The organism is Aminobacterium sp. UBA4908, from assembly GCF_002398115.1.
GTDB classification, from domain to species: domain Bacteria; phylum Synergistota; class Synergistia; order Synergistales; family Aminobacteriaceae; genus Aminobacterium; species Aminobacterium mobile.
Genome location: NZ_DHCG01000010.1, coordinates 25,035 through 45,051, shown reverse-complemented (window position 1 = coordinate 45,051; position 20,017 = coordinate 25,035). Strand labels below are relative to the sequence as shown.

Genomic DNA, 20,017 nt, shown 5'->3' with positions numbered 1-20,017 from the left:
CCCTTATAGGAAGTTAGAAAAGCGTTTACCCCCCTTCATTCTACTATATTTGCGTATTTTGTCGAAGGAATCAATATTATGTTTTCAAGGTGCATGTATATAGTCTTTATATTGATGAGTACTGGATTTGCTGCTAGAAAAAAGATTGTGTCGATCTCCCGTGATTTTAGCGCTATTGGGGGTCGACACAATCATACAAAGATACTCGCGCCACCTTTTTCTTTGCCCATAATTTCTCTTGAAGTATATCGTTCTGTTCTCCATACATAAAAGATTACGCTATCGTAATCGTCTTTAATGATTTTGTTTACTTCAATTTTAAGAGCAGTAAAAGTTGCCGGAGTAAGCTCTCCCTCTAAGACAGAATTTTGTACCCAGCTTAAATATTTTCGACCTATTTTTAAAACTTTATTGACTCGTTTTACACCTACATCATAAATCATTAAGACAAAAATGGCTTACCACCTCATGGCAAAAGGTTGATACTCCTCATCGTGGAGTATATGCTTTTCAATTTTGTACGCTTCCATTCTAATAAGGCTTCGATAACTTACATTTCTTTTAAGACGAGGATGTTCAATAGTAGAATTTAAACGTTCTTCCCATGCTTTTAAAACTATAGGCCGCCCTTTTTCTGAAAGGTATATTCCTCCCCCAGACTGAGCTCCGAAGTGCTTCGCTTGAATTTCTTTCTTGTTTAAAAGAGAAAAAATGAGTCTGTCTACAATTATTGGTTTAAATATTTCTGCTATATCTAAGTTTAAGCTGAAACGGCGGAAGTTAGTTTCGTGAAGAAAACCTATGCGGGGGTCAATATGTGTTTTGTAAATTTGTGCTAAAGTTGTGACATAGCACATAGAATTTAAGAAACTTATAAGAGCATTTATACGATTTTGAGGGGGTCTTCTACTTCTTTTTTTCATAGAGAAGGAACCTCCACCCGTTATTAGATCAAAAGCTGTGTAATAACAATCTCGTGCATTGCCTTCTATTCCCATAAGTTCTGATATTCCAATTTGTTCTTTTGCATAATTACTAAAAACAGTGAGTTTTTCAATTATGGAATCAAGCTCAATATTTCCACGTCGAGAATAATATTGCAATGCTTTCTTCATGTTTTCTATAGCACCTGTTACAAACTTTTTAGCTATAAAAAGCCTTCTACAGTCATCAAGACAATGTTTAGCTTGGGCAAGGATTACAGCCCCTGAATTCATGTGTTCACGGGGGTAAAATGTTCCTTGATAATATCCATAGTGATTAAAAAAGTGCAGCATTACTTTATTGGCAGTACAAAATTCTAAAAAACGCTTGTTTAAATCTACTTCTCCGAAAATAAGCATTTCGTCTGTTGTTTCTACAGGAATAAATTTTCTACCCTCTGAACCTTCTATAATAATGGTATTTTCTTTTCGTTTAAGTTCTCCTGACGAAAGTACATAGAGTGTTTTTCCCATTTTTATCAGCTCCAACACAATTCATTGTAAGCGCAGTTTCTACAGTACTTACATTTTTTCGCACAAGGAGGGGCTTCAAGGGACGATATTGCAATAATCTCTTGATAAACTTGGTCAAGATGCGTTTTTAGTTCTTCTGAGAGTAGCACCTCTTCGCGTTTTTTCTCTTTTGGGAATAATAATTCCCCTCTAGCTTCGACTCCATTTTTTTGGAGTTCATAAAGGTAGTGTGCTAGTTGTAATCGTGCGGCATCAATGGAACGACTACTTTTTTTAATTTCTCCTACTACTAATGTTCCTTTTTCTTCGCGCATGATGTCGAATTTGCTATTTCCGAAGTCAATGCAATGTCGATCTCGATTATAAGTTGTCTTATCCATAAGTCGCCCCAAAGCGAGAAATTCGTCATCTCTGTCTGGTTCTACTCCTCGAGCCATGAGCCACACCTCTCGTTTGCATATAGTAAAGTACCAGACAAGAGTTCCTCCTAAACGAGGGGATTCAGAGAATGAAGTCGTCATCATTGGAATCCACTGGGTTAGAGCCTGTATTTTTGTTATAAATTGGGCGAATTTTATTGTCTCGTTCTATATAAACTTCCTGCATGTTAAAATCGTTTTTATTTTCAATAAGTTCTGTTTTGTCTTCTTGCCAAGATCCTTTAGTTCCAATTAAATCAGAGAGTGAATTGGCCGAACTTTTTCCCAATTTATATATGGGGGAGAAATTCCATGGGGTTGCTGCCCCTGTTGGTTCTCTGATACATTCTGCGGTGCTGTCTGTTACATTAAGCCATATTCTAATTACTCTACCTGATCTTTCTTTGTCTTCGATTACGGGCATGGGGAGTTGTAAATAACTTTCGATATCTATAAATTCAGGGTCGTTTAATTTATTTGAAACTAATTTACCTAATTCATAGGTGGCGTTAACAAATCCCAATTATTTATACCTCCTTTCTCGTTCTACAAGTTCAACACATCCGAATCCAGAGCTATTTTTTGCACCGAGACCAGCGTCTAAAGCTGTTTGTAAGAGTTCTTGAGAACCTGTAAGTCGAAAGTTGCCATTCCACCCCTTGATTGGTCTGTTGTCTTCAGGGCTAAAAAATCTTATCGATTCCCATATCCGTCCCAATTTTTCTATTTTTATTGTTTGATTTAGTTCACTTTTTTCTGATGTTATTAGAGTGAATTTTTTTATGAGATTTGCATGTATTTGTTCTCCGAATTCTTGGTCGTAAGGAGAGTGATAGTGAGTAAAATCGCTTCCGTCATATTTTTTAAGGGTAGAGTAGCAGACTATTGGAGAGAGGGTTTGTACTAGTATCTCTTCTGATTTTGCTTGAGGGTTTTCAACAGTTACTTCTTTACATTGAAGGAAATTATTTCCTAGTCTTATTTCTCCCAGGGAAAGAGCATTATTAGCAAGTTGTTCAAGAATGGCGTTAACAGGAGAGGTTATTGAAAGTTTCACGGGGGAAGGAATATATAAAAAGTCTTTTTCTCGTTTTATAGAGCCGTTCCCAAAAAGTTTTGAGAAACAAAATAATTTAAAATGACGTTTCCCTTCATAAATAAACCCTTCATTGTGTAAAAAACGAGCATACTCTTTATCGAGGAGGTTGTATACCATAGCTTGAATTTGATACTGATGTTGTTGTTTAAGTCGTAAGACGTTTCCTTCGGCAATGTCAAAAAGAAGGCATATTTTCATTAGCAAAACCTCCAAGCTTTTTGTTTTCACCGACACATTAATATTAAAGCGTGCTTTTTGTTGTAATCTGAGTATTTAGGATTATCTAATGACAACAAACTCAGAACTTCATGTGTGTTTTTTGATCAACTTTCGCCTGATTAGAAGTAGATTTCGTTTAACGAAGGATTACTATTTTTTGAACTCTGCAAAAAGAGAAAATAAACTATCCCTTGTAGGAAGTAAAAAAGTCACTTATCTTTTCCGCTTGACTTATATTATTTCCATCTCTCTTAGAAATTAAAAAAATTATAATCCGTTTTAAATATAAGTCAAGCGGAGAAACATACCTTATAGAAAAATAAAAAATGTTGCGCTGAGAATGCGTCTTTTACTTTCGACATCTCAATTCTCATCATAAGAAAGAAATAGAAAATTTTGCTTGATGTTTTTAGTGGGATAAATTTCTTTTTTAAAGAAAATTACGTTCTATTTTAAGAATTATGGAGACATTTCATACCATGTCCTTATATATTAAAAATTTCATAAAACAAGTTTAGCTTAATAATAGTTTTTAGGGAAGTCAAATACACAAACCAGTAAGAGTAAAAGATGGAACGAAACGTTGGCCCATCTACATGGGAATTGTTGTTTTAGTTTGACAAGGTCAGCTTTTGTCTTTACAATTTTATTAGAGAGTTGATAGCTCTCTAGGCCCCGCGAGGCTCCTTCACCGGGCAAGCATAGCCCGGCTGCATCGAGCCAGGCGGAGCTTTTTTTTGTGTCTATGTAACGCAACCGACCTTCTTCTACTTGATTAATAAACCACTGGTTGTTTGGCTTCTGAGTACCATACAGCTTTCTTCCATAAACACTAGAAATCTCGTTAACTTCATACCCTTCCTGTCTCTTGTTAAGTCGTAAAGGCACCACGAGAGTTGCACCATCGGGATCTTTTAATTCCACCATAGCAACTAGGCTGCCAGAAACTGTTGCCGAATCGAAAATCATAAGTGGGTCAGCCAATGCCCCAGGGACCTGTTTCAATGTTTCAGCAGGAATATTATGTTTGGTGCGTAGAATCTTTTCTACAACACTGCAACGTATGGAGACGGGCAGTACTTCTGCTCCTACTAGATGAAATACTAGAGGCGTCGTCATCACATGCATTGGGACAGTTCGTTTTTGCTTCCCCGCTAGGAAGGAGTCCACCGTCTCTCCCCATGCCTTTATATCCTGTCGTAGTCGTGTCTCCGCCTGATTTTGCATATAGATATTGGTATTATTAGGGCTCCACGTACCTTCGTTGTAGACGGACTTGATCTGGTTAGGAGAAAAAGCAATAATCTCACCGGATTCATCATCAATAACTCCGTCATACCCTTGTTCAATTAAATAATCCATAACCTTACGCCATGTACCTAACCTGTCATGTAAGGCTGTTGTATCTTCGTTATATGGGTTTTTAATCGAAACATAAAGCTCTTTTGTCTGGCCCGAAGAACCATAGTCTTGGCTTTCCTGTTTGTCGGCTGTTAAATATATTCCAGGGATTTCGTAATCAGGAGAACCATTGTAGCTTCTGGATTTAGCAATGTCATAAGAATCATCCATCGTTCCCGTATGATATACAATGAGTGGCTTGCCCTCTTCGTCAACCACCTTCGAGTCGCCGAACCACTTATAAAAATTATCGTTGAGATTGATGGCCCCGTCCTGGTTGTACGAAACGCCGTCGCTATCAATTCCAAGCGACCCCTCATCGATCTGAAGGCCTATCCTGTCGTACCACTCTCTGGGATTGGTCCCATACCGGCCAAGGAGATCCTTCGCTCGTGCCTCGAAAAGAGAAGCGTTGACCTTAGCCACATCTGCGTCAACTCCTGCAACCAAGGCCTGGGTCATAAACGAGCTTTTGACATACTCCAGATCTTTTCCCTATTGTTTTGTTTCTCGCTACCAGTTTTATCCTGGGTAATAGCGCCGCCGGCTTCCCTACGATAGGCAATAATATCCGTTTTGGTAAAAGTAATGCCACTGGCGAAGAGGTTGTTGAAGCGTCAAAAAAGGCATGTTGCCATGATTCCATTATGGCGTTGCCGAAGGGGTACGATACTATGGTAGGTGAGGGTGGCTGCACTTTGTCAGGAGGAGAAAAGCAACGTGTATCTATTGCCCGTGCAATTCTCAAGAATGCTCCCGTGGTTTTGCTTGATGAGGCGACAGCATCTCTTGATCCAGAGAACGAAGTGGAAGTTCAAAAAGCCATAGGAGAATTAATTACTGGAAGAACGGTTATTGTTATTGCTCATCGCTTAAAAACTGTAAAAAATGCAGATAAAATTATAGTGCTAGACAACAGCAACGTGGTTGAACAGGGAACCCATAATGAATTAATTGAAAGAGACGATCTCTATAATAAGTTGTGGACAATTCAGCAAAAAGCTATTGATTGGAAGCTATAGAAAAAACTCGTGTGAGAATCGATGGCATGCACATGGGGTCTAAGTAAACGGAACGAAACTCTGCCCCATCTACATGAGCCTCAACAACACTTATTGACACCTTGGGAAAATCCTTTATAATACTAAAGTTAGTTTTGTGAAACTTTATAAATGAATCTCTTATCCCGAGAGGTGGAGGGACTGGCCCGATGAAGCCCGGCAACCTGCCTGAAATAATAAGGTACGGTGCCAATACCAGCAGCCGAAAGGCTGGATGATAAGAGAGGAATGAGCGTTACTTTTTGTGTTTTAAAAGGGCCCTTCCTCTTGGAATGGGTCCTTTTTTGATATCTTTATAATTGGAGGTCGCTAAATGGCAGACAGAAGATTTTTAATTACGTCGGAATCAGTCACAGAGGGGCATCCAGACAAGATTGCAGATCAGATTTCTGATGGCGTGCTCGATGCAATTCTGGCTGATGATCCCATGGGGCGGGTAGCTTGCGAAACTCTCGTAACGACAGGATTGGTGTTAGTGGCTGGAGAGATTAGCACTACTACATATGTGGATATTCCTAAACTTACTAGAGATATAGTGAAAGAAATCGGTTACACTCGAGCTAAATATGGTTTTGATGGCGATACGTGTGCTGTTATTACTGCCATTGACGAGCAGTCTCCCGACATAGCTCAGGGCGTCAATACGGCTCTTGAGGCTCGAAGCCAGGAAGAGGCAAGAGAGGTAGAGCTCTCCAGAACAGGAGCTGGTGATCAGGGGATGATGGTGGGCTATGCCTGTAATGAAACTGAAGAATACTTGCCCATGCCCATTGCTTTTGCCCATCGTTTGGCTCGGCGCGTGGCGCAGGTTCGAAAAGACGGAACCATCCCCTACCTCCGTCCAGACGGGAAAACTCAGGTTACTCTTGAGTATGTTGATGGTCATGCCATTATGGCAGATACAATTATAGTGTCAGTTCAACACCATCCAGGAGCAACAGAAGCTCAAATTCGGGGAGACATTATAGAGCATGTTATCACCCCTATTATTCCAGAGCACCTGCTGAAACCGGAGACTCGCATTCTTATCAATCCTACCGGTCGTTTTGTAAAGGGTGGCCCTATGGCTGATTCAGGTCTTACTGGGCGCAAGATTATTGTAGATACCTATGGCGGTTGGGTTCCTCATGGGGGCGGGGCTTTTTCAGGTAAAGACCCGACGAAAGTTGACCGCTCTGGCGCTTATATGACTCGCTACGCAGCGAAGAACGTAGTTGCAGCCGGGTTGGCTGAAAAATGTCTGATTCAGGTTGCCTATGCTATTGGAGTAGCTGAGCCAGTTTCAATTATGGTAGATACGTACGGGACAGGGAAACTCTCTGACGAGGTGTTGACAGATCTTGTAGAGCGGCATTTCGATTTCAGGCCTGCCGCAATGATTCGAGACCTGGACTTGCGCCGTCCGCAATATCGTCGACTTGCTGCCTATGGCCATATGGGGCGTATCGATCTCGATCCTCTGCCTGCCTGGGAAAAAACCGATCGAGCTGGAGCTTTGGCTCGAGACGCTCGAAATCTTTAAAGAAAAAGAAAGAGAGCGTATTCAAAAAAGCGAAGTGCACCTCCAAATGCTGGAATCGATGTCCAACTTTCGAGGTGCACTTTTATTAACGTATCCTGAAGGCGTATACCTTGCCATCCATGCTGCCAACATAGAGAATTCCGTTATAAACAACAGGAGAGGCAAGAATCTCCCGCCCTGTCTGATAGGTCCATTCTTCTTGCCCATTTCCCGCTGAGAGAGCAATAATTTTCCCCGTATCGGTTCCAATGTAAACAATCCCATTATCTACTACAGGATTTGCATGAACGGCTCCATCAAGGGCGAAGGTCCAGAGTCGTTGCCCCGTGATGGCATCTATAGCGTGAAATACTCCGTTTTGAGTTCCGAAAAAGAGCCGCCCATCTGCAGGAATGGCTGATGTAGTAATAGCCGCGCCGGCATTGTACTTCCACTGGGGAATGATCCCCTTTATTTTTACTGAGGAAAGACGACCATCCCAGCTCCCGAAGTAGATAAATCCCTTCCATGTTGTGGAGGCCGTGTCAATGGGACCACCAGATCCGCCGCCCCACTGCCTTTTTCCTGTTTTGGGGTCGAGAGCATGAAATTTCCCTGTATGATCTCCCACGTAGAGGAGTCCTTCATGGTAGAGAGGAGTGGAACGGAGCTCCCTGCCAGTATCGAAGGTCCATAGAACAGCACCGGTGGTAGGGTCAAAGGCATATATTCGCCCATCAGCACTGCCTGCAAAGAGAAGATCAGAACCGTATATAGGAGATCCCCATATAGCGCCAGGTCCCAAGTCGGTCCCGACCAGAGTTTGCCATAGCAAGTTTCCTGTTCCCCGATTAAGAGCAAAGATTCTTCCGTCAGTTCCCCCGACAAAAAGAGTGGTATCGTTTATAGCTGGAGAACCGTTGATAGATGTCCCTGCTAGATATTGCCATATCAAAGCTCCTGTCTCTCCATCTAGGGCGTAGACAGATCCACCTTCATCACCTATGTAGACGGTGTTGTTTGCAGCTGCAGGCGTTCCAGTAAGAGGAGTACTGGCCTCAAATTGCCAAAGAGGTTGAACTTCCGAAGCCAGGGCAACATAATTGTAAGTAAAGATAGAAAGAGTAACTAACAAAAAAAGGAGGTAACTTTTTTTCATTCGTTCAGCTCCCCTTTCGAGTCTATATTTATGTAACGTATACTATAATCTACACTATATTCTACATTATATTAGACTGTTAATGCAGGCCTAATTACTCTATATGTACGGTATAATAGCCATCTATATACTCGCTGCGTGAAGAAGGTTGATATTCCTATGAAGGTAGAGCATCTTATCCTTGCCCGAAAATGGTTTGAAGATTTTGTTGCGGATTTTGCCACTCCAGAAGGCGATCTTCCCCATCTGCTTCTTTTGAAAAAGGAACATAGTTATCGAGTGGAGGCGAATAGTGGTTCTCTCGCCACGGCCCTTGAATGGGAAGGAGACGCAGTTCGCATAGCAGACGTTCTTGGGTTGCTCCATGATATAGGGCGATTCCCTCAATATCGAGACTATGGTACCTTTTCTGATGGAAGCTCTATAGACCACGGGGATGCAGGAGTAACCATCCTTGAACGTTCTTTCCCTTGGTCTGGAATCTCCCCCTCAACTAAAAAAATTCTTCTCGAAGGAATCCGTTACCATAACAAAATGGATATTGCAGACACGTTGTCTCCTGAGGAACGGACTCTATGTCAACTTGTAAGGGATGCGGATAAGATCGATATCTTAGCCTTAATTCGACAATGTATAAAAGAGGGGAAAGTGCAGGAACTTTCTCCAGGACTGAAAGAGGAAGTGCCAGTCTCTCCAGATCTGTTGGAGGATTTAGTGTCTACTGGGAAAGCCTCTTATAAGAAAGTCCACTCATTAACAGATTTCCTTGCATTACAATTGAGTTGGGTATTCGATATCAATTATCCTCAAACATTTCAGATGCTTGAAGAAGCGGGAAGTCTCTCCTGGATTGTAGATCAGCTTCAAAAAGAGAAGGAGTTGCTTCCTTTTATCGAGAAAGCCATGAAGCATGTAGAGGCACAACTTGCCCTTTTATAGAAATAGAAAAGGAAAAGAGGAGGAGCTGTTCAGCTCTCCAAAAGTTGGACAAAGAAGCCAGCATTTGGAGGTGCATTTCAAGCTCCCCTCTTTTTTTATGCGGTGGTTTCTACTTCGCTAAGCTCCGCTTGCTCTTCAAAAGAAAAAACCTTGTTAAGATCGAGAATGATGATCAGGCGTTTCTCAACTTTAGCAACACCGGTAATAAATTCCCGATTCATTCCCATGGCGATCATTTGGGGAGGTGTCTCTACTGCGCCGTCTGGGATTCGCAGAATTTCACTGACCCCGTCTACGAGAATCCCTACCATCTGAGATTCCATATTGACAACAATAATTCGTCGCTGTCCGTCATCTTCCACAGTTGTGTTCCCAATTCCAAAACGCTTGCATAAATCTACGATAGGAACAATCTGCCCGCGGAGGTTTACAATCCCTTCAATAAAATTCGAAGCTTGAGGAATTTTCGTAATTTCCTGAGTCCTGACGATCTCTCGTACTTGTGAGATGTCGATGCCAAATTCTTCGCTGCCAAGAGCAAACACTACTAATTGTTGTTCAGCCATATCCTTGTCTTCACCTTCCTTTGTGAGGATCAGAACTTCAACCTATATTAATAATAGCAAAGAATCGGAAAATAATAGTGTCGAGTTGCATAAAATCTTCGATAGTGGTAATAATAAATATTAATAAAAGTAATAAAATAAATACCGGTTAGCTATATTAATAGCAGCTTTAATCTTCTTAATGAGAGAGGTGCTTTGTATGAAAAGTCTTAATTCCCTTCTCATGTCTCGCATTGGACCTATCATCACAGGCGGGGTTGTTGGGCTTCTTGCCGCTCTTCTGGTGCATTGGGGAAATCCGGGCAACATGGGAATCTGTGTCGCATGTTTTACCAGAGATATAGCTGGTGCTCTAGGGCTTCATCGGGCAGGTGTAGTTCAGTATATTCGTCCGGAAATAGCCGGCTTTATTCTCGGCTCTTTCATTTCAGCTCTTGCGTATCGCGAATATGTTCCTCGCAGCGGGTCTTCTCCAGTGATCCGTTTCTTTTTGGGCATGTTTGCGATGATAGGGGCTTTAGTTTTTCTCGGTTGCCCATGGAGAGCGTATCTCCGGTTAGCCGGAGGAGATTGGAATGCCATTGCTGGCATTGCCGGTCTTGTTGCGGGCATAGGTATTGGTATTGTTTTCTTGTGGAAGGGCTTTAGTCTGGGGCGTTCTTATGAGTCAGCGAAACCATCAGGCCTGTTTATGCCCATAGCAGCTGTGGCTCTTCTTGTTTTGCTTATTATGGCGCCAACTTTTGGTCCTGAAGGTTCTGGCCCTATCTTTTTTTCGGAGAAGGGCCCGGGGGCAGCTCATGCTCCTCTTATGGTGGCTCTTGCTGTAGGCCTTATTGTTGGATGGATGGCGCAGAGGAGCCGTTTCTGTACAGTAGGAGCTATTCGTGATCTTATTATGTTGCGAGATGCTCATCTATTTAACGGAGTTTTGGCTTTTATCGTCGTAGCTTTTGTGGCGAATATAGCATTAGGACAGTTTCATCCTGGCTTTGAGGGACAGCCTGTGGCTCATTCCAATGCTCTTTGGAATTTTATGGGGATGGTTGTATCTGGCCTGGCCTTTACGTTAGCAGGCGGATGCCCTGGCCGTCAGTTTATTATGAGTGGCGAAGGTGATGGCGATGCTGCTGTTTTTGTGCTTGGAATGCTTGTTGGTGCGGCATTTAGCCACAACTTTAACTTGGCTAGCTCTCCTGGAGGGACAGGCGCTTTTGGTCCATCTTCGGTTATAGTCGGCTTCATTTTCTGTCTCGCCGTTGGATTTATGATGCGAGAGAGATTGGATTAGGAGGAAATAAGATGAGCGAATCTCGTATTGTTGATGCTCGAGGCCTTTCTTGTCCCCAGCCAGTTCTTGAGACGCGGAAAGTTCTTAAAGATTTGACTGGTGGCCGGGTGGAAATATTAGTAGACACTGTAACATCTCGGGAAAATGTGGCTCGTTTTGGGCGAAGCCAGAAATGGAACGTTGCCATCGACGAATTTGAAGGTGGATATAAAGTGATTCTTACGAAGTAAATGCCTATGGATACTTTATTTTTGAATTCTTTTGTTGAAGCGAGTCTCCCTTTTAGGATAGAATAGGCAAGCTTGTCTAAAAATAGCAAAGGCAAGATCTATGCTAAAAGAGGAGAGATGTTGTTGAGCCGTTCCATTCCTGTTTTAAAAGTGGGAAAGTATCAGCCGCGTTACCCCCTGGTTCAGGGGGGGATGGGCGTCGCTATATCCGGCCCGAATTTGGCGGGACATGTGGCGCGTTATGGAGGGGTCGGCACGATTGCCAGTGTAGGGTTAGCCTGTACTGAACCTTATTACAACGGTCATAACTATTTTGAGGCTAATCAGAGAGCGGTCAAAGAGGGGCTCATACGAGCTCGAGAGATTACAGGAGAGTCGGGCGTTCTCGCTGTCAACTGCATGGTGGCCCTTACTGACTATGAACTCCACGTGCGAGCTGCGTGCGAGGGCGGAGTCAATATTATTATTTCAGGAGCTGGGTTGCCCATCAAGCTTCCTGACTATACCAAGGATTTCCCCGATGTAGCGCTCGTTCCTATTGTCAGCTCTACGAAGGCTGCGAGTCTTCTGGCCCGTCGGTGGGAACGTTTGTACCATCGTCTTCCTGATGGCTTTGTAGTGGAAACGCCTCTTTACGCAGGAGGACACCTTGGGGTAACAAAAATGGAGCAAGTAGAGAATCCAGAATTTTCCCTGGATGTAGTAATACCAGAGTTAGTAGAGTATTTAGAGAAAGAGCTGAAAGCTCCGATTCCTATTATTGCTGCAGGAGGAATCTGGACAAGGGAAGATGTGGAACATGTTTTTGATCTTGGTGCCAGTGGCGTGCAAATGGGAACCCGTTTCGCCTGTACTTTTGAAGGGGATGCATCAGATCGTTTTAAGCAGGCATATATTGACGCTACAGAAGATGATGTTGTGATTATTCAGAGTCCAGCAGGTCTTCCGGGCCGAGCCATTCGGTCTCCCTTCATAGAGAAGTACTTAAACGGCGAAGTAGGGAGAAAACCGTGTATTGCTAACTGTCTAACCCATTGCCGTTATCGTACGGAGAAAAAGACATTCTGCATTGCGCAAGCCCTTATGGATGCCTACTTCGGTAATTGGGAAGAAGGATTATTTTTCTGTGGCTCCAATGTGACGAAAATTACCAAGATGGAACATGTAGCAGATATTATTGAAGAACTTTTTGGATCAAACGAGGGGAATGAGTAATTCTCCCTTAGGCGAACTCTTCCTAGAGTAGAGTTCGCCTTTTCTTTCGGGAGTGGTGTACAGTGTTTAGAAAAACCTTTTTTTCAGCAAATGTCTTCATGCTTTTGAGTGTACTATCCCTTCTATTCTTAGCGTCTGCGGCTATGGCTCAAGTCCCTTCGCTCCCTTCACAGCTCGCCACAGAAGAGTCTACATCTCAAGAATCTCCGTATACAGTAGAGAAGGTACAGGCACGAGTAGAAGAGATACAAAAGAATATTGATAGTTTACGAGCTTCAGAAAAACAGTTGACATCGGAACAAGGTGGGCTTTCGTCATTCCAATTTCAGGAGCGTTTAGGCCTTTTTGAATCGCTGTTGACCCTATATCGGCGTTTCCAGTCTCTTTCAGATCGTATTGCTCAATTGCAGGCTGATTTTGACCGTAGGCAGAGCGATATGAAGAGAGATGTGGCTGCTTTCGTAGAAAAAAAGCCTCCCTACTCTCTTAGTTTTTATGAGGGCTATAGAGAACACCTCGATCCTATTTCCCAGGAAATCGATACTATAAGTTATGGACAACGTTTTGTTGAAGGCAGTCTCCCTTCTCTTCGCGATAGGGCAAGGGTTGATGAACAACGTCTCGTAGCCTTGGAAGAGGCATTGCAAAATGGGGGGGCTTCCGAGTGGGAGAAACAACAGGCAGAATTACAGCTTGAAAGGGATCGTTTGCTATTTGCCTCAGGAGAAAAGTCCTTGGAAGAAAGCCGCCTCCGCCTTAATCTTTTAGAGATGGACAAGAAAAATTTGCTTGATGGGTTGAAATGGATTGGGCAAAATCTTCAATATGATGAGGCAGATCTGAACAGGCAGATCGATCAGATAAAAGAGAGAGAAGCAGATCTTCAGCGTCAGGCAGATGAGCTGAGGAAAGACCTTAATACAGCTACAGAGGAACTGGTGAACGCACAAACCCACTTCGAGACGGCGCCGGAAGGAGAAAAGAAAGATATATATAAGGCTGCCTTAAAGGAAAAAGAAGTATGGCAGACATACTATCAGACGGCCCTTGACCAAACAGATCAGGCGAGGCTCTGGGAGGAAGAGACGAGAGAAATTTGGGAAGCTCGATATAGGTTACTGCAGAAAAAACTTCCTACGGAAGAGCTCGTGAAACTTCAAGTAGATGTGAACGTCCGAAAGAAAAACCTCGACAGCTTGTTGCTTGGATTGCAGAAAAAACAAATTTCCTTGCAATCGAGGCTTTTATCGGTAAATAATCTTTATGCTTCTCAAAATGAAAGTTCTCAAGTGTTGAAGTTCCTGAAAAGAGAGAGCGATGGATTAAAAAAACAGGCAGAACTTAATACCCAATATATGTCTCGGTTACTAGGGGTATCTATGCTCAATAATCGCTTGCTTGAAGAGGTAGACAGCCGACTAGGGTCGGTAACGCTCACGGAAAAGGTTTCTTCAGCAGGTCGTGAGAGGGTTTTGGCGTTTCTTAATTTCCAGTTATGGTCTGGGAACGGCTATACCATTACAATTAAAAAATTGATCCTGGCAGTTATTATTGTACTTTTGGGGTTGCTTATAAGCCGTAAAGTGACCAAGTGGTTTACGAAGCGTCTTCTTGAACGATTTGAGATGGACCCTACCGCAGCTATGGCGATACAGAAAGGGCTTTTCTTTTTCCTCACCTTTCTTTTTGTCCTCATGGCTTTAGATATGGTAAATATTCCTTTAACGGCTTTTGCCTTTCTAGGTGGTGCTCTTGTTCTTGGCCTTGGCATTGGCGCTCAAAATTTTTTCAGCAACCTTATCAGCGGTTTGATTCTCTTTATGAGCAAACCCTTCAGACTACGAGATGTGGTGCAGGTTGATGATGTTCTCGGTACAGTTGAAGAGATAGGGGCACGTTCTACCAGAATCCGTACTTTTGATAATGTAGACGTGCTTGTTCCGAATCGATATTTTTTGGAGAATCGAATTATAAACTGGAATCTTTCCGATCAGTTGCTTCGAGGGGTTGTAAGCGTTGGCGTGGCTTATGGCTCTTCAGTAAAGGACGTAGAGAGGCTTCTTCTTCAGGCAGCAACGTCTCATCCTAATGTGCTTTCTATGCCAGAACCCTATGTAGTGTTCCGAAATTTCGGTACCAGTGCTCTTGAGTTCGATCTCTATTTTTGGCTGGACATGCGCCAAACGGCTCGTTTTAAGGTGCAAAGCGATCTGCGTTATAAAATACTTGATCTTTTTGAAACGCAAAAAGTTTCCATTGCTTTCCCTCAAATGGACATTCATCTTGATGCAGCGGCTCCTCTTCCTGTGACAGTAACGCATGGGGAAAGGGATAATAGGAGGGAATAAAACTCATGGGACAATTAGTTCCGTCCCCACCTGAACTTCTGTCCTTGTGCCTAAAGCTAGTTTCTTTTCCGAGCGTTACCACATTGCCGGGAGAAGAAAACAATGTAGGGCATTATATATATGAGTGGGTAGCTTCTTTACCCTACTTCCAATCTCATCCTGAACATATAGTCATGATTCCAGTAGAAAATGACCCTTTGCAGCGCTTTTGTGTGGGAGCTTTTCTTGAAGCGTTCCCTTCGTGTAGCCAAACCATTATTCTTACAGGTCACTTTGATGTGGTAGGAACAGAAGGGTTTGGCTCACTTGCTTCTTGGGCTTTTGAGCCCCAAGAGTATATGGCTCGAATTCAAAAGGAAATGTTGCCTTCCGATGTTAGACGAGATCTAGAGAGTGGTGAGTATCTTTTTGGTCGTGGTATTGCCGATATGAAGTATGGCTTGGCATTGGAAATGGCATGTATGAAGATGTACGCTCAGGCCAGAGAGGAGCTTGGTGCAAACCTGTTGTTTCTTGCCGTATGTGACGAAGAAAACATGTCTTCCGGCATGCGAAGTGTTGTACCGTGGCTTCGTCGTTTTAGAGAAGAGAAGGGTCTTCAATATATAGCCTGTTTGAATACAGAGCCTTCTGTGGGAGAGCCAAAAGAAAAGGGAGCTCTCTATTTGGGAACGATTGGCAAACTTATGCCTGTTTTTCTTTGTGTAGGGCGAGAGGCTCATGTGGGAGAGTATTTTAAGGGGGTTAGTGCAACTCTTATGGCGTCATGCCTTACCGTACTTATAGAGGGAGATGAAGAGAGCGCTGATACATGGCGTGGTTTTTCTTTCCCCCCAATGGCTGGGTTGAAGCTTGCAGATTTACAAGATGGTTATTCTGTTACTCTTCCAGAAATGGCGGTCACTTTTTTCAATAGCCTTCTCGTTACGAAGTCTCCTCGGCAACTGTTGGCTTATATGAAACAACGAGCGCAAGAAGCGTTACAACAGGCTCTTGCCCTTCGTGAATCGTCGGGAAAAAAATTGGCCCCATCTCTTTTTGATGGAGAGCCGGAGCGAGGGGCCGTTATAACGGTGGAAGAACTACTCTGTGAGGTTGCCAGAAAACGAGGCCTTTCCCCTAAAGCTCTTATGAAGGAAATAGCGCTCTCTATTCATGATGGAAAAAACATTCATCAACGAGGTATAGAGGTAATGCAAACCCTTGCCCGTCAATGGGGAAGAAAGGGTCCTTTTATTGTTATAGGTTTTTTGCCTCCTTATTATCCCTCTCGGTGCAATAATGAAGAGATTGCCGGGGAGAAGGGGATGCGCCTTTTATGCGAAGAGCTTGTCCAAAAGGGAAAGAATATTGGATTCTCCCTGGAAGTGCGAGAAATTTTTGAGGGAATTATGGATCTTAGTTATTTAGGGTTTCAGGGAAATTTAAATGATCTTGAAGGGGTGGCTCAAAATACCCCTCTTTGGAATATAGACTATTATTTCCCTTCGGAAGACATTTTATGCCTTCATATCCCAATTCTGAATATGGGACCTATAGGGAAAGACGCACATCAATCTACAGAGCGGCTCTACCTTCCCTACGCTCTTCACGGTCTTCCCCTTCTTTTTGTTGAGGCGTTGGAGCGAATTCCGGACCTTTGTAAAGAAACAAACGTTGAATAAAACGCAATGGGTCTCCCTTGTAGTGGAGAACTAAAATTAATAATTTCCCTCAAACCTCATGTATCTCTCTTCCCGTTTTATGCGCTAGGGAACAAGATTATTGCGAAGATGAACCAAAAAGTCCTGCACGTTGGTCACGATGGGAGTGACCGAGAGAGTTCCCCGATCCCGAAGCTTATTTACTGCGAATTCTGATACGTCAACGGAATAGATATATACAGGGCGGATCTTCCCCTCTTTGCATGTGAATGCAGGAGTCATGTTCCCGGCAGCAATAGTATGGAGCTGGGTAGCGAGAGCGATCATGGTTGTAGCTTTGCGGGTATGTGTTCTCATGGCATCTTGAGCCTCGTATACATCCCCGATAACAGGCGGCAGCGGGCCATCGTCCCGTATAGATCCAGCAAGTACAATGGGAACGCCCTTTTTAAGAGCAGAATAAATAACGCCATCTCGAATATCTTCTTCTCTTATAAGCTTCTCTAAAGAGCCGTAATTTCGCGCAGTGTTGAGAAGATCCAGGTGATTGTAATGACCGAGAGGTTGTTGGGCCTGGGTATAAATGTTTTGACCAAGAGCTGTTCTCATCATGCCACCTTCTAGGTCGTGGGTGGCGAGGGCGTTGCCAGCCAGGAGGGCATGAGCATAGCCATGTTCTATCAGTTCCGACAGGGCGCTTCTCGAGTCGTGATCGAAAACTACAGCTGGACCTAGAACCCATACAATGTAACCATGGTCTTTTTCATATCTTAAAAGTTCGTAAAGCATGTCGTAATCTCGTGAGTAGGCAGTCTCCCTGGATCGGCCAGTACGAAAGGAGAAAATATCTTGGTTTTCCTTCACGTTCGTTGTCTTGAAACCGTGGGAATGGACGTATATTCCTTCGCTTCCATCTTCATTTCTTCCGACGAAAACCATATCTCCAATATGAAGATGGCGAAACTCTACAGCCTCCACAACAAGGCCCTCACGAAGAACGGGGACGCAGTCCATTCTGCTTTCAGAAACAAGAATCCATTGCCCTCCAACCTTGAAGTACTCGGGGAAAATAGAAAGAGCGTGGTAATTGGAAGGAGCCACGCCTTCTTTCTCTACTGTTTTTACCGTTGCTTCCCGAGCGGAGAAGAAGGGCTCTTTTTGGAAGTCTGGTTCAATATAAATTGGTAATTGAAAAGACATACCTTTTCCCTCCTGGATGTTATAATTTATAGACTATTAGAAAAATTTCAATTGCATTACGACTTGTTTTCTCTGTACAATGATTATACCTCACAGCAAACTTTCTATAGGAGGTGGTACGTGGTGAAAGGAAGCAGTATCTGTTTGAAGAGAGTGGTAGGGCTTGTTGTGCTTGGGCTTCTGTTGGGGATGGTTCTCCTTGCCCCAGCTGCTGCAGAAGAGAAACCAATTAAGATTGGTTACTTGGCAGCTCTTACCGGGGATTGGGCGGCGTATGGGCAGACTGAAGAAAAGACGGCTCGTATGGCAGTGGATGAAATCAACGCTCAAGGAGGCGTTTTGGGGAGAAAACTTGAACTTGTAGTGTACGATTTCAGAACCAGGGCTGAAGATGCCGTGAATGCCGTGCGGCGCATGATAGAGGAAGACAAAGTTGTTGCCATTGTAGGAGCAAATGGCAGTGGTATTAATATTGCAACGGCTCCTCTTGTGAACAGATATGAAGTTCCGCAGATTGGTACTGTCTCTACGAATCCGCTGGTGACGGTAGACGAGAAAGGGAAGGTCCGTCCGTACTCTTTCCGAATTTGTTTTACTGACCCCTATCAGGGAAAACTTATTGCCTATTTTGCAGCGAATGAATTAAAGCGAATGAATGCAGCAATTCTTTATGATGTAGGGAATGATTACTCTCAAGGCCTTCGGGAATTTTTTATGAAAAGCTATGGGGAATATGGTGGGAAAGTTGTAGCTGATCTCGGTTTCCGTGGAGGACAGGATGTAGATTTTAGAGCCCAACTCACGGAGATACGAGACAAGAAAGCTGATGTGCTGGTACTTCCCAACATGGGAAAAGAAATGGCTCTTATTATGAAACAGGCTAGGGAGCTTGGATTAAAAGACATTATTTTTGTTGGTGGGGATGGATATGGCGAGTTCATGTGGGAAATAGCTGGGCCCGCAATGGAAAACTCCTATTGGATTAACCATGTAGCCCCTGAAGATCCTGCCATGCAGCCCTTCTTCAAGGCCTATAAAGAAAAATGGAAAGATGAATGTAAAGAGTTTGTGAATGGTGTTTTGGGCTATGATTCTATCTATTGGCTTGCCGACGCTATTGCCAGGGCGGGGAAGGATGATCCTAAAGCTATTCGTGATGCCTTGGCCGCTACATCTGGTCTTGTGCTTCATCATGCTACCATTACGATCGATCCCGAAACGAATACTCCCAAAGACAAAGATGGCGTAGTCCTCATCGCGAAAGACGGACGAGGGCAGTTCTTTAAGAAGATCAAACCTTAGGAAAACGAAGAGATTACCTACTATACGGGGCGGTTTTTATAGAGCCGCCCCGTTTTCTTAAGGAAGGAGTGAGACGATCAATGGCTACTTTGTTGCAGCAAGTGATTAACGGTCTTTCCCTTGGTTCTGTCTATGCTCTCATTGCCGTGGGGTATTCTCTTGTCTACTCCATTCTCCTTTTCTCAAATTTCGCTCATGGAGGATTCCTTGTTATTGGCGGCTATCTTTGTTATGGAGCTCTGAAAACATTAGGGCTCAGTATATGGGTGGCGGGCTTTATTTCCTTGCTGGGCGCCGGGGTTGCGGCAGTTGTGACTGAGCGTATTGCCTATAAGCCTATTCGTGAACGAACACGGGTTACTCTCTATCTTTTAATTGCTTCTATGGGCATGAGCATTGTGATTGAAAATATTTTTGTCATTGTGGCGGGAGGGCGCTTTCGGGCCTTGCCTCCCGTTATTCCAACCCAGCCGGTCCATCTTTTCAATATTGCTACAACTAGTGCTTTCGATCTGCTTTCTTTTGTCGTGGCATTGGTGGCCCTGGGCTGCTTGCAAATTTTCCTTACAAAAACCAAATGGGGATTGGCTATACGGGCAGCAGCTTGTGATCTGCGTACTGCCGGGCTCATGGGAGTGAATGTGAATCTTCTCGTGTCAATTGTCTTTTTTGTGGCAGGGGCTTTAGCAGCTATAGGGGGAATATTCCTCTCCGTTCGTTATACTCTCTACCCTCAGTTGGGAGCCATTACAATCAAGGCCTTTGTGGCGGCTGTCATTGGCGGGCTGGGATCTTTGCCTGGAGCTGTGGTGGGGAGTTTGATCCTCGGGTTGGCAGAAATGCTGACAGCAGGCTTTATATCGAGCCAGATGAGAGATTTGGTGGTTTTCTCACTTCTGGTTATAACCCTTCTTATTCGTCCTACGGGGTTGTTTGGTAAACAGGTTGGCGAAAAGGTGTAGGTGGG

At 43.5% G+C, this 20,017-nt stretch carries 18 protein-coding genes, 1 pseudogene and 1 riboswitch; of the genes and pseudogenes, 10 read left to right on the top strand and 9 right to left on the bottom strand.

Translation table 11 applies throughout. The features are described from left to right. Positions 1 to 191: 191 nt before the first annotated feature. The 6 genes from cas2 to B4J50_RS08685 all read right to left on the bottom strand — a co-directional run bounded on the left by cas2 (position 192) and on the right by B4J50_RS08685 (position 5,057). On the bottom strand, positions 192 to 443 hold the full coding sequence (gene cas2, locus B4J50_RS08710) for a CRISPR-associated endonuclease Cas2 (protein ID WP_211235539.1): 252 nt from the start codon (positions 441 to 443) through the stop codon (positions 192 to 194). Positions 444 to 458: 15 nt separating this feature from the next. Then, positions 459 to 1,457: a type I-B CRISPR-associated endonuclease Cas1b gene (gene cas1b / locus B4J50_RS08705; RefSeq protein WP_213699788.1), complete on the bottom strand. Its 999-nt coding sequence runs from the start codon at positions 1,455 to 1,457 to the stop codon at positions 459 to 461. Between the two features lie 5 nt (positions 1,458 to 1,462). Further along, positions 1,463 to 1,981, bottom strand: a complete 519-nt coding sequence (cas4, locus tag B4J50_RS08700) for a CRISPR-associated protein Cas4 (RefSeq protein WP_286954084.1) — start codon at positions 1,979 to 1,981, stop codon at positions 1,463 to 1,465. Beyond that, positions 1,959 to 2,399, bottom strand: coding sequence for a hypothetical protein (locus B4J50_RS08695; RefSeq protein ID WP_286933048.1), 441 nt, complete (start codon positions 2,397 to 2,399; stop codon positions 1,959 to 1,961). Before B4J50_RS08695 ends, cas4 begins: the two co-directional genes overlap by 23 nt. Beyond that, positions 2,400 to 3,173, bottom strand: coding sequence for a CRISPR-associated endoribonuclease Cas6 (gene cas6, locus B4J50_RS08690; RefSeq protein ID WP_286954082.1), 774 nt, complete (start codon positions 3,171 to 3,173; stop codon positions 2,400 to 2,402). A gap of 540 nt (positions 3,174 to 3,713) precedes the next feature. Further along, positions 3,714 to 5,057 carry a hypothetical protein gene (locus B4J50_RS08685; RefSeq protein ID WP_286954079.1) on the bottom strand — a complete coding sequence of 448 codons (1,344 nt, stop codon included), beginning with the start codon at positions 5,055 to 5,057 and terminating at the stop codon, positions 3,714 to 3,716. A 92-nt stretch (positions 5,058 to 5,149) separates the two neighbouring features. Between B4J50_RS08685 and B4J50_RS08680 the strand changes: the two are divergent. Together B4J50_RS08680 and metK are read left to right on the top strand one after the other, a co-directional pair. Then, positions 5,150 to 5,617 (top strand): annotated as a pseudogene (locus B4J50_RS08680) (ATP-binding cassette domain-containing protein); the annotation flags it as partial. A gap of 156 nt (positions 5,618 to 5,773) precedes the next feature. Continuing rightward, positions 5,774 to 5,880: riboswitch (SAM riboswitch) on the top strand. Between the two features lie 89 nt (positions 5,881 to 5,969). After that, the gene (metK, locus tag B4J50_RS08675; protein WP_286933042.1) at positions 5,970 to 7,178 is read left to right on the top strand and encodes a methionine adenosyltransferase; all 1,209 of its coding nucleotides are present in this window, start codon (positions 5,970 to 5,972) and stop codon (positions 7,176 to 7,178) included. Positions 7,179 to 7,263: 85 nt separating this feature from the next. Here metK and B4J50_RS08670 read toward each other — a convergent pair whose 3' ends face one another. Further along, positions 7,264 to 8,316, bottom strand: a complete 1,053-nt coding sequence (locus B4J50_RS08670) for a PQQ-binding-like beta-propeller repeat protein (RefSeq protein ID WP_286847293.1) — start codon at positions 8,314 to 8,316, stop codon at positions 7,264 to 7,266. A gap of 159 nt (positions 8,317 to 8,475) precedes the next feature. Here B4J50_RS08670 and B4J50_RS08665 point away from each other — a divergent pair, with 159 nt between their 5' ends. Continuing rightward, positions 8,476 to 9,255 (top strand): HD domain-containing protein, encoded by a 780-nt coding sequence (locus B4J50_RS08665; RefSeq protein WP_286847291.1) that lies wholly within the window; start codon positions 8,476 to 8,478, stop codon positions 9,253 to 9,255. Between the two features lie 95 nt (positions 9,256 to 9,350). Here B4J50_RS08665 and B4J50_RS08660 read toward each other — a convergent pair whose 3' ends face one another. Further along, complete coding sequence (locus B4J50_RS08660) at positions 9,351 to 9,821, bottom strand: chemotaxis protein CheW (protein WP_286847289.1); 471 nt, start codon at positions 9,819 to 9,821, stop codon at positions 9,351 to 9,353. A gap of 199 nt (positions 9,822 to 10,020) precedes the next feature. Between B4J50_RS08660 and yedE the strand changes: the two genes are divergently transcribed. The 5 genes from yedE (at position 10,021) to B4J50_RS08635 (ending at position 16,569) form a co-directional block, all read left to right on the top strand. Continuing rightward, positions 10,021 to 11,112, top strand: coding sequence for a YedE family putative selenium transporter (yedE, locus tag B4J50_RS08655; protein ID WP_286847287.1), 1,092 nt, complete (start codon positions 10,021 to 10,023; stop codon positions 11,110 to 11,112). An 11-nt stretch (positions 11,113 to 11,123) separates the two neighbouring features. Beyond that, entirely contained in the window at positions 11,124 to 11,342 is a 219-nt protein-coding gene (locus tag B4J50_RS08650) for a sulfurtransferase TusA family protein (protein WP_024822822.1), read from the top strand. A gap of 117 nt (positions 11,343 to 11,459) precedes the next feature. Continuing rightward, entirely contained in the window at positions 11,460 to 12,557 is a 1,098-nt protein-coding gene (locus B4J50_RS08645; RefSeq protein WP_286954095.1) for an NAD(P)H-dependent flavin oxidoreductase, read from the top strand. Positions 12,558 to 12,655: 98 nt separating this feature from the next. Further along, positions 12,656 to 14,905 carry a mechanosensitive ion channel domain-containing protein gene (locus B4J50_RS08640; protein WP_286847283.1) on the top strand — a complete coding sequence of 750 codons (2,250 nt, stop codon included), beginning with the start codon at positions 12,656 to 12,658 and terminating at the stop codon, positions 14,903 to 14,905. Positions 14,906 to 14,910: 5 nt separating this feature from the next. Further along, the gene (locus B4J50_RS08635; protein ID WP_024822825.1) at positions 14,911 to 16,569 is read left to right on the top strand and encodes a M20/M25/M40 family metallo-hydrolase; all 1,659 of its coding nucleotides are present in this window, start codon (positions 14,911 to 14,913) and stop codon (positions 16,567 to 16,569) included. An 84-nt stretch (positions 16,570 to 16,653) separates the two neighbouring features. On the opposite strand, the gene B4J50_RS08630 is transcribed toward B4J50_RS08635, so the two are convergent. Beyond that, entirely contained in the window at positions 16,654 to 17,748 is a 1,095-nt protein-coding gene (locus tag B4J50_RS08630; RefSeq protein ID WP_024822826.1) for a hypothetical protein, read from the bottom strand. A 189-nt stretch (positions 17,749 to 17,937) separates the two neighbouring features. On the opposite strand from B4J50_RS08630, the gene B4J50_RS08625 reads away from it, so the two are divergent. After that, positions 17,938 to 19,050 (top strand): ABC transporter substrate-binding protein, encoded by a 1,113-nt coding sequence (locus B4J50_RS08625; RefSeq protein ID WP_051461166.1) that lies wholly within the window; start codon positions 17,938 to 17,940, stop codon positions 19,048 to 19,050. A gap of 80 nt (positions 19,051 to 19,130) precedes the next feature. Beyond that, positions 19,131 to 20,012, top strand: coding sequence for a branched-chain amino acid ABC transporter permease (locus tag B4J50_RS08620; protein ID WP_024822828.1), 882 nt, complete (start codon positions 19,131 to 19,133; stop codon positions 20,010 to 20,012). Positions 20,013 to 20,017: the final 5 nt, after the last annotated feature.

What these genes read in the sequence shown, in the direction of transcription:
- cas2 (WP_211235539.1), bottom strand. Translation starts at nt 443, where the DNA reads ATGATTTATGATGTAGGTGTAAAACGAGTCAATAAAGTTTTAAAAATA.
- cas1b (WP_213699788.1), bottom strand. Translation starts at nt 1,457, where the DNA reads ATGGGAAAAACACTCTATGTACTTTCGTCAGGAGAACTTAAACGAAAA.
- cas4 (WP_286954084.1), bottom strand. Translation starts at nt 1,981, where the DNA reads ATGATGACGACTTCATTCTCTGAATCCCCTCGTTTAGGAGGAACTCTT.
- cas6 (WP_286954082.1), bottom strand. Translation starts at nt 3,173, where the DNA reads ATGAAAATATGCCTTCTTTTTGACATTGCCGAAGGAAACGTCTTACGA.
- B4J50_RS08685 (WP_286954079.1), bottom strand. Translation starts at nt 5,057, where the DNA reads ATGACCCAGGCCTTGGTTGCAGGAGTTGACGCAGATGTGGCTAAGGTC.
- metK (WP_286933042.1), top strand. Translation starts at nt 5,970, where the DNA reads ATGGCAGACAGAAGATTTTTAATTACGTCGGAATCAGTCACAGAGGGG.
- B4J50_RS08670 (WP_286847293.1), bottom strand. Translation starts at nt 8,316, where the DNA reads ATGAAAAAAAGTTACCTCCTTTTTTTGTTAGTTACTCTTTCTATCTTT.
- B4J50_RS08665 (WP_286847291.1), top strand. Translation starts at nt 8,476, where the DNA reads ATGAAGGTAGAGCATCTTATCCTTGCCCGAAAATGGTTTGAAGATTTT.
- B4J50_RS08660 (WP_286847289.1), bottom strand. Translation starts at nt 9,821, where the DNA reads ATGGCTGAACAACAATTAGTAGTGTTTGCTCTTGGCAGCGAAGAATTT.
- yedE (WP_286847287.1), top strand. Translation starts at nt 10,021, where the DNA reads ATGAAAAGTCTTAATTCCCTTCTCATGTCTCGCATTGGACCTATCATC.
- B4J50_RS08650 (WP_024822822.1), top strand. Translation starts at nt 11,124, where the DNA reads ATGAGCGAATCTCGTATTGTTGATGCTCGAGGCCTTTCTTGTCCCCAG.
- B4J50_RS08645 (WP_286954095.1), top strand. Translation starts at nt 11,460, where the DNA reads ATGTTGTTGAGCCGTTCCATTCCTGTTTTAAAAGTGGGAAAGTATCAG.
- B4J50_RS08640 (WP_286847283.1), top strand. Translation starts at nt 12,656, where the DNA reads ATGCTTTTGAGTGTACTATCCCTTCTATTCTTAGCGTCTGCGGCTATG.
- B4J50_RS08635 (WP_024822825.1), top strand. Translation starts at nt 14,911, where the DNA reads ATGGGACAATTAGTTCCGTCCCCACCTGAACTTCTGTCCTTGTGCCTA.
- B4J50_RS08630 (WP_024822826.1), bottom strand. Translation starts at nt 17,748, where the DNA reads ATGTCTTTTCAATTACCAATTTATATTGAACCAGACTTCCAAAAAGAG.
- B4J50_RS08625 (WP_051461166.1), top strand. Translation starts at nt 17,938, where the DNA reads ATGGTTCTCCTTGCCCCAGCTGCTGCAGAAGAGAAACCAATTAAGATT.
- B4J50_RS08620 (WP_024822828.1), top strand. Translation starts at nt 19,131, where the DNA reads ATGGCTACTTTGTTGCAGCAAGTGATTAACGGTCTTTCCCTTGGTTCT.